Origin of the sequence: Streptomyces sp. NPDC048106 (assembly GCF_040706415.1) — a bacterium.
Lineage (GTDB): Bacteria > Actinomycetota > Actinomycetes > Streptomycetales > Streptomycetaceae > Streptomyces.
Genome location: NZ_JBEZND010000106.1, coordinates 1 through 2,468, shown reverse-complemented (window position 1 = coordinate 2,468; position 2,468 = coordinate 1). Strand labels below are relative to the sequence as shown.

At 68.9% G+C, this 2,468-nt stretch carries 1 protein-coding gene; it reads left to right on the top strand.

Going from position 1 to position 2,468, the window contains the following annotated elements; all coding sequences use genetic code 11:
* Nucleotides 1-51 precede the first annotated feature (51 nt).
* A partial coding sequence (locus AB0927_RS40895; RefSeq protein ID WP_366672952.1) for a condensation domain-containing protein occupies nucleotides 52-2,468 on the top strand: 2,417 nt, incomplete at its 3' end.

Below are 2,468 nucleotides of genomic sequence, written 5' to 3'. Positions count from 1 at the left end.
CTGACCGCGGAGCGTTTCGTCGCGGACCCGTTCGGGGCTCCTGGCTCACGCATGTACCGGACCGGGGACCTGGTGCGGTGGAACGCGGCCGGGGAGATCGAGTACCTGGGGCGGATCGATGACCAGGTGAAGGTGCGTGGTTTCCGGATTGAGCTGGGGGAGATCGAGTCCGTTCTGGCCGCGCATCCGGAGGTCGCCCAGGTCGCGGTGATCGTGCGTGAGGACCGGCCCGGCGACAAGCGGCTCGTCGGTTATGTCGTGCCGACCGCTGACGCGGTGCTCGAACCGCAGGCGCTGCGGGCCCATGCAGCGGAGTCGGTGCCGGAGTACATGGTGCCCTCCGCGGTTCTCGTTCTCGACGCGTTGCCGTTGACGCCGAACGGGAAGCTGGACCGGCGTGCGCTGCCCGCGCCTGAGTTCTCCGCCGGCGCGGAGGGCCGTGCTCCGCGGAGTCCGCAGGAGGAGGTCCTGTGCCAGGTCTTCGCGGAGGTGCTCGGCGTTGAGCGGGTGTCCATTGACGACAACTTCTTTGAGTTGGGCGGGCATTCGCTGTTGGCGGTGTCGTTGGTGGAGCGGTTGCGTGAGCGTGGGTTGTCGGTGCCGGTGCGGTCGTTGTTCGTGACGCCGTCGGTTGCCGGTCTCGTGGCCGGCCTGGGTTCGGCGGACGGTGGCGTCTCCGGTGGGTCGGTCGTCGTCCCCGAGAACGGGATCGTTGAGGGCGCGGCGGCGATCACCCCGGAGATGCTTCCCCTGGCGGGCCTGTCCCAGGAGGAGATCGACCGGATCGTGGCCCGGGTGCCCGGCGGTGTGGGGAACGTCGCGGACGTGTATCCCCTGGCGCCGTTGCAGGAGGGCATCCTCTTCCACCACCTGATGAGCGCCGCCTCGGGCGAGGACGCCTACGTCCTGCCGATGGCGTTGGGTTTTGACTCACGGGCGCGGTTGGACGAGTTCGTCGGCGTGCTGCAGAAGGTCGTGGACCGGCACGACATCCTGCGCACGGCTGTGATGTGGGAGGGGCTGCGCGAGCCGGTCCAGGTCGTCTGGCGGCACGCTGAAATCCCCGTACGTGACGCCCACTTGACGGACATCGCGGACGGTGACGTGCAGGGTGTGGTGGATGGGCTGCTGTCGACGTGTGGTTCGCTGATGGACGTCACCGTGGCCCCGCTCGTCCACGTGACCGTGGCGGACGTGCCCGGTACGAGCCGGTGCGTGGCTCTGGTGCAGGTGCATCACCTGATCCAGGACCACACCGCGGTGGACGTCCTCTTCGCGGAAGTCCAGGCGTTCCTGGACGGGCGTGAGGGGGAGTTGGCGGCGCCGCTGCCGTTCCGGAACTTCGTCGCGCAGGCGAGGCTGGGCATCCCGGTGGCCGAGCACGAGGATTTCTTCGGCCGGCTGCTGGGTGACGTGGACGAGCCGACGGCACCGTTCGCGGTGATGGATGTGCGAGGGGACGGCACGGGGGTGGCCGAATCCTCCGTGGTTCTCGATGCGGCGACGGCTGTCGCTGTGCGTGAGGCGGCGCGTCGTCTGGGTGTGAGTGCGGCGACGGTGTTGCATGTGATGTTCGCCCGGGTGGTCGCGGCCGTGGCGGGGCGTGAGGATGTTGTGTTCGGCACGGTGTTGTTCGGGCGGATGCAGGCGGGTGCGGGCGCGGACCGCATTCCGGGTCTGTTCATCAACACCCTGCCCGTCCGCCTCGATACGAGCCGTGGCGGCGTATTGGACGCGGTTCACTCGATGCAGGGCGACCTGGCCGAGTTGCTGGTGCACGAGCACGCTCCGCTCGCCCTCGCCCAGCGGATGAGCGGGGTCTTGGCCGAAGCGCCGTTGTTCACCGCGTTGTTCAACTACCGGCACAGTGTGGGTGCGGCGGATGCCGGTATGGAGGTGGAGGGGATCGAGGTTCTCTTCGCGCAGGAGCGGACCAACTACCCGCTGACGGTGTCGGTGGACGACACGGGAGACGGGTTCGTCTTCACCGTCCAGTGTGTCGCCCCGATCGACCCCGACCTCGTGCTGTCGCTGATGGACACCGCCACCAGCCACCTGACCCAGGCCCTGGACGAAGCCCCCGACACGCCCCTGCACACCCTCCCCGTCCTCAACGACACCTACCTGGGTCAGGTCCTGGGCGATGGGGGCCGAGCCGGCCGCGAGGCCCCGGGTGGGGTACTGCCGGTGTTGTTCGAGGAGCAGGTGGCTCGGACGCCGGATGCGGTGGCGGTCGTGTTCGAGGACGTGAGGTTGACCTATGGCGAGGTGAACGAGCGGGCGAACCGGCTGGCGCGGTTGCTGGTTGAGCAGGGGGCGGGTCCGGAGCGGTTCGTCGCCGTCGCCCTGCCCCGCTCCGCCGACCTGGTCATCGCACTACTGGCGGTGTTGAAGACGGGGGCGGCGTATGTGCCGATCGACCCGGACTATCCGGCCGATCGCATCGCCTACATCCTGGACGACGCCCG